The sequence below is a fragment of the Candidatus Omnitrophota bacterium genome (assembly GCA_041653595.1).
Taxonomy (GTDB): Bacteria; Omnitrophota; Gorgyraeia; order Pluralincolimonadales; family Pluralincolimonadaceae; genus Pluralincolimonas.
Map to the genome: position 1 here is coordinate 1 of JBAZFB010000037.1, position 5,648 is coordinate 5,648.

The following is a 5,648-nucleotide window of genomic DNA, read 5'->3' on the forward strand; positions in this document are numbered from 1 at the left end:
TAAGTTTCTCATTAAGTAATATCGACACCAGCGGCGCCATGCCGTGATATCTCAAACCGCCCGCGTGTATGCCTTCCGGCACAAAATCATGCCCCAGCGTGTACATTTTCAATAACGGCGTCATTTGCGCCGTGTCGCCGAAATCATACCTGTAAGGCCCTTTGGTAAGCGTAGGGCACGCCGCAGGCTCAACCGCTATGAACCTGATATTTTGCCCGTCTATTTTATCTTTTATGAACGGAAATGTGAGGCCCGCGAAATTACTCCCCCCGCCGACACACGCTATCAATATATCGGGTTTCTCGCCCGCCAACTTCAACTGCTCCTTTGCCTCAAGCCCTATAACTGTCTGGTGAAGCATTACATGATTTAACACACTGCCGAGAGAATACTTGGTATCGCTGTGTGTAACCGCGTCTTCCACTGCTTCTGATATCGCCATGCCCAGGCTTCCGGGCGTATGCGGCATCTTTTTTAGAATGCCCCTGCCGGATTTTGTCCTCTTTGAAGGAGAAGCGAATACCTCCGCGCCCCAGGCGTGCATGAGCGATTTCCTGAATGGTTTTTGCTCATAACTGCACCTTACCATATAAACAGTGCATTTTAAACCGAGTATTTTGCAGGCAAAAGAAAGCGCGCTCCCCCACTGGCCCGCGCCTGTTTCCGTGGCGATCCGCTTCACGCCTTCTTTTTTATTAAAATAGGCCTGGGCAATCGCTGTATTGGGTTTATGGCTCCCCGCTCCATTGACGCTTTCATCTTTATAATAGATCCTGGCGGGTGTCTTAAGTTCTTTTTCAAGGTTGCGCGCCCTTCTGAGAGGAGTAGGCCTCCAGAGTTTCAGCACACTAATGACCTCTTCGGGTATCTCTATCCACTTATCCAGCGACATCTCCTGTTTTATAAGTTCCATCGGGAAGATAGGCGCTAATTCATCCGGGGACAAAGGCTTGTTCGTACCTGGATTAAGAGGAGGCGGAAGAGGGTTGGGCAGGTCCGCCTGGATATTATACCACGCCCTTGGAATGCTTTTTTCATCAAGCAATATCTTGAAATTATCCATTTGACCGCCTTTGTTATATTAACTCTATGGCTATTTCAGGCTGGTGTTTTATTGTTTCGTGAATAAGACAAGATTCAGCGACTTTCAGAAGCGCAGGCCTTCTCGCTCCTACCTCGGCATTAGGCAACTCTATCTTCGCGCTTATGCTTTTGATGCGGCTGGGCTTATCTGCTGATTTTTCCCAACCTAAAGTTATCTTCATGCCTTTAGCGTCTAATCCCGCGCCTTTACAAAAACCCAGGACATACACGCCTATGCACGAGCCCAAAGAATCTATGAATATTTCCGGAGGCGTCGGGCCCTGGTCATTCCCTCCGGACTCTTCCGGGAGGTCTATAATAACAGTGTGTTTTCTATTGCGGGCCTCGAACTTTTTCCCGTCTATATATTTTACTTCTGTATATTCCATTTTAACCTTTGAAAGTCCTTAATATTTCCGGGGGTTTTCTTTCAATGACAGGGATATCTTTATTCTCGAAATACCCCAACGCCACAGGCGCCACTATCGCGTAATTATCCGGAATTGCGAATTTCTTCCTGAACCATTCGTCTTTATCCAGGACATTCATCATGCCTACCCAGCATGAACCTATGCCCATAGACGAGGCCAGAAGCATCATGTTCTGCGCGGCCATGGCGCAATCGCTCTGATAAGAAAAAGTGGTTTTGCCTATAATTATTATAACACAGGGGGCATGGTAAAATATGCTGAAATCTTTCACAGCCATGCGCTTTTTATATCTCGCGAACTGCGGTTTTTCCTCTATCATTTTCTTTATATAAGGGATGGAACGATCTGAAAGCTCTTTTATGAGGGCCTTATCCTGCACAACAATGAACCCCCACGGTTGTTCATTCATGCCTGTGGGCGCCCATTTTGCTGCTTCGATAAGCTTCTCTATGATCTCTTTTGATATGGGTTTATCCAGGTATTTTCTGATACTCCTGCGGGACTTGATAACATCCATTATATCCATAATGGATATTTTACTCGCCTTTCTTCCTGCCTGTCAATCCCATTATCTAATATTTATAAAACTCCTTCAACCACGCCTTCACTGCTATGGTCATTATATTCTGTTTAGCATGCTTACACTTGCTGATCTTGTCTAATGCTTTGGCGGAATTTATTAAGTCAAGCCTGGCCTTCTTTAGTTTTTTGTCCATTCCAGAAGTTTATACCTTATTACAGTTAGGTGTCAACATTTATTTAACCGTAGCATAATAAGGTATATGGATTATACCATCAGGATAAAATTGGGGAAGAAAATAAGGGAATTAAGGGAAAAATACAGCTATACCCAGGAAGAACTTTCCGAAAAAGCCGATATTGATTATAAATACATCCAGAGGATCGAGGGTAAGAAACCGCCTGCCTTGAAGATCGACACCATAGAAAAACTCGCCAAAGCTCTCAAAGTAAAGCCTTATAAATTATTGAAGTTCTAATGTTACATTTAAGACATTGTCAGAAATGTAACATTAGGAGCCGGAGGATGGGAAAAACAGCGCGGGGTGAAATAGGTTACTTTATGTTTTTTAGATACCTTTTATATCATCGTGATTGCCTGCCAGAACAAACTCCACTAAATCTTCCTGCCATCTAAAAAGAATCCTGGCTTTAAGCCCTATCCTGGTTTCCCAAAAATTACCCTGTAGCCGCTTTAGGCCGATGCCTTTAGTAGCTGTCTTATTGCGAGATAACACATCTATTGTATAAATAGCGGCTTGTTTTATTTCTTCTTTCTCTTCGCCATGGAAATTTTTTATGGATCTATCAAAGGAAGGCTTGAACTCAAACCTCATAAAGACTCTATATGCTTTTTACCCTCTTTACCGGTTTTATATACACCTTTAGAAGAGGCTATTTTTTCAATCTTCTGCCATTCCCTGGCAGTATAGGGCGAGTCAATTGTAACCCGGCAGGGCATTAAGATTACTCCTTCTTTACTTAACCCGAAAGCTATCGAAGCCCCTTCTTTAAGATTAAGTATCTTCCTTACCTGATTAGGTATAGTAACCTGGCCTTTTGATGTAATCTTTGCTGTGTGTATTATAGTCATATAAATCCTCCTTTATCCTTACTTCCTTACATTCTTACTTCTATTACAATAATACCTTACCTTTAAGCTTTTGTCAAGGGTATCACAATTTGCGATACCCCTAGCTTGAAGTCGCGAATGGCATAATAAGCCTAAGGCGACAAAAGTGACAGTGTCATAAATGTCGCTTTAGCCTTGGATGGGAAAAATGGCTGGGGTGAAATAGGGTGTACCAAAATAGGACGGCGATATCTAATACTCTGTCCTATCCCGACTTAAAACCTATCTGTGGTTTGGGTTTAATTGGCGGAGGGGCCATAAGCTTACGAATCGCCTCGAATATCGCCTGGATATTTTCATCATGCTTCCCTATTTTGTGCTCAAGTACAGCCAATTTATAAGCAAGGTCTTTATTTATGGACATAATCTGTCTTAATTTTACAAATGTCCGCATTATAGCTATATTTGCTTGAACTGCCCGTTCACTATTCAATACACTGGAAAGCATTGCAACTCCTTCTTGTGTAAAAACAAACGGCAAATGTCCTCCGAGGTACTTTTTATGTGGTATCACATTTTGTGATACCAGCCATTTTGCTTCAGAATCATCAAGCACAAATGCAAAATCTTCAGGAAATCTACCGATGTTTCTTTTGACTGCCTGATTTAATGCCCTTGTTTCTATCCCATAAAGTTCTGCGAGATGCATACCAAGCATCACTTTTTCTCCACGGATCATAAATATCTTTCTTTCAACCACTTCTACTGGAATAAGTTTATCTTCCATGTATACACCTCCCTTTACTATATAAGACACATTTGGAGGGTGGTTTTCTTTCAATTATTTTTAGAATTTTAATGGTAAGTTTACATTGTGACATTGTCGGAATGTAAACTTAGGAAACCGCGAATGACCTAATAAGCCGAAGGCGACAAAAGTGACAGTGTCATAAATGTCGCATTAGAATGGCGCGGGATGAAATAGGGTGTACCGAAATAGGACGGTAATTATTTACCACTAACTAGGTTAGAAATTATTAGTGTCCAAATAGTAGCTATTTGCCTTGCTATAATTTTACCCTATATCCAGCTGCCTTTAACTCTCGCATAATCTTAAGCTCGACTTCTTCGACAGTATTCTCGAATCGTATATACACAAGTCCTTCTAAATCTGAAGGAAGCTTAACATCTCCTGTATAAAGACAACATGCCCTGTTTCGTCCTAATTTCCCAATAAATAATCCGAATTCAAATACAACATTCTGCCTGGCTCTCCCCTCTTCTTGCACAATTTCATTAACAGAAGGACCTGACCCAATTACAGTATCATCCGGTGTAAGTAAGATAAACGCAAAACCCACATTAGAGTGCTTTTCAAGTTTTTCAATAAGCGTCATTCCTTGATTCGCTTGTTCATGAAGAATAATAGGTTCAAATCCTAAATTGTGTAGTATTAGTGCAAGCTCTTTTTTTGCCTGTTCATTATGACCATGCACTATAAAAATTTGGTTAGAAAACTTCGTTTCATTAAGACCTTCTCCTTTTTTACTTATTTTATAGCCTGGAGGACCTTTTATTAAGTCATCGGTTATATCTCTGCCCCTAGCCGCCACTTCCCACTCATCAGAAGGCCCCCCTATCACTGCTACACTGCTTTGACGCCTTTCTTCTTCAATTATGGGCAATATTTGACTCGAATTCTTTTCGCTTTCTGATACTCTTATTCTTTCTATGTCGTTAGACATAATAGTCTTTCCATTAATAGTAATAGGAGCTCCCTTCTCATAAGGAATTATAAATTGTGACAATAATACTTTTTTTGAAAGATCAACTTTAACCTCGTCATCCCTTCTGTTAGATTTTTGAGTAATTCTAATATGATAATACATTATTTTATCTCCTTAGACCTTTCATTCGGGATTTAACCCTCAATCATCAGATATGCAATCTGATGTCCTTTATCCAAAACTACTAAAATATTATACAGCGGATAGGGGGCAAGTGCAAGTATAGAGCCGCGGAAGAGGCGAGTGAGCGAATTGAAAATTTAGCCTTTTATGAGCATTTTGGCGGTTTATATGTCCCCTTTTAGGAGACCAAAAGGCTCAAAACTGTCCGAGCCCGGCACCCTGTTTGTGCCGGGTAAGTTTTTTGAGCCCCGCCAAAACGCAAAAGAAAAGGCGGCCCGTAAACCTACTCCACCTCCGAGGAGGCCTACGGCCACCTCGGAGGTGTAAAATGCTAAGGGCAAATTTTTACCTGAGTGAACAAGCCGCTTCCGCGGCAAGGCAAAAAACAAGCCGCAGGGAAGATTGATGTCTCCCCTGCGGCTGTTACTTCTCGACTCTCCGCCTACGGCGAATCGCTCGAAGAATATTAAGTTTTATACTACGCCGTGGGCGAGCATGGCATCCGCGACTTTCACGAAGCCGGCTATGTTGGCGCCGTTGACGTAATTTACATATTTACTGTTCGGATCTTTTCCGTATTTAACGCAAGACTCGTGGATATTAATCATTATCTGGAGAAGCCTCTCGTCCACT

The 5,648-nt window shown here is 42.0% G+C and carries 8 protein-coding genes; 1 reads left to right on the plus strand and 7 read right to left on the minus strand.

Features of this window, described 5'->3' with window-relative positions:
- From WC317_08140 to WC317_08150, 3 genes are all read right to left on the minus strand, one after another.
- Positions 1 to 1,063, minus strand: a 1,063-nt coding sequence (locus WC317_08140; GenBank protein ID MFA5340092.1) for a TrpB-like pyridoxal phosphate-dependent enzyme, incomplete at its 3' end; no start/stop codon positions are given.
- A 13-nt stretch (positions 1,064 to 1,076) separates the two neighbouring features.
- Positions 1,077 to 1,472: an OsmC family protein gene (locus WC317_08145; GenBank protein ID MFA5340093.1), complete on the minus strand. Its 396-nt coding sequence runs from the start codon at positions 1,470 to 1,472 to the stop codon at positions 1,077 to 1,079.
- A 1-nt stretch (position 1,473) separates the two neighbouring features.
- On the minus strand, positions 1,474 to 2,031 hold the full coding sequence (locus WC317_08150; protein MFA5340094.1) for a nitroreductase: 558 nt from the start codon (positions 2,029 to 2,031) through the stop codon (positions 1,474 to 1,476).
- Positions 2,032 to 2,296: 265 nt separating this feature from the next.
- On the opposite strand from WC317_08150, the gene WC317_08155 reads away from it, so the two are divergent.
- Positions 2,297 to 2,512 (plus strand): helix-turn-helix transcriptional regulator, encoded by a 216-nt coding sequence (locus WC317_08155; protein MFA5340095.1) that lies wholly within the window; start codon positions 2,297 to 2,299, stop codon positions 2,510 to 2,512.
- A 353-nt stretch (positions 2,513 to 2,865) separates the two neighbouring features.
- Here the strand turns inward: WC317_08155 and WC317_08160 are convergent, their stop codons facing one another.
- From WC317_08160 to WC317_08175, 4 genes are all read right to left on the minus strand, one after another.
- The gene (locus WC317_08160) at positions 2,866 to 3,126 is read right to left on the minus strand and encodes an AbrB/MazE/SpoVT family DNA-binding domain-containing protein (GenBank protein ID MFA5340096.1); all 261 of its coding nucleotides are present in this window, start codon (positions 3,124 to 3,126) and stop codon (positions 2,866 to 2,868) included.
- A 244-nt stretch (positions 3,127 to 3,370) separates the two neighbouring features.
- Complete coding sequence (locus tag WC317_08165; protein ID MFA5340097.1) at positions 3,371 to 3,892, minus strand: ORF6N domain-containing protein; 522 nt, start codon at positions 3,890 to 3,892, stop codon at positions 3,371 to 3,373.
- A gap of 280 nt (positions 3,893 to 4,172) precedes the next feature.
- A complete protein-coding gene (locus WC317_08170; protein MFA5340098.1) occupies positions 4,173 to 4,994 on the minus strand; it encodes a nucleotide-binding protein in 822 nt (273 codons plus the stop codon).
- 494 nt (positions 4,995 to 5,488) lie between these two features.
- On the minus strand, positions 5,489 to 5,648 hold a 160-nt coding region (locus WC317_08175; GenBank protein ID MFA5340099.1), incomplete at its 5' end, for a glutamate dehydrogenase.

Excerpts from the sequence above, each read along its gene's own strand:
- WC317_08155 (MFA5340095.1), top strand. The coding sequence starts at position 2,297 with ATGGATTATACCATCAGGATAAAATTGGGGAAGAAAATAAGGGAATTA.
- WC317_08145 (MFA5340093.1), bottom strand. The coding sequence starts at position 1,472 with ATGGAATATACAGAAGTAAAATATATAGACGGGAAAAAGTTCGAGGCC.
- WC317_08150 (MFA5340094.1), bottom strand. The coding sequence starts at position 2,031 with ATGGATGTTATCAAGTCCCGCAGGAGTATCAGAAAATACCTGGATAAA.
- WC317_08170 (MFA5340098.1), bottom strand. The coding sequence starts at position 4,994 with ATGTATTATCATATTAGAATTACTCAAAAATCTAACAGAAGGGATGAC.
- WC317_08160 (MFA5340096.1), bottom strand. The coding sequence starts at position 3,126 with ATGACTATAATACACACAGCAAAGATTACATCAAAAGGCCAGGTTACT.
- WC317_08165 (MFA5340097.1), bottom strand. The coding sequence starts at position 3,892 with ATGGAAGATAAACTTATTCCAGTAGAAGTGGTTGAAAGAAAGATATTT.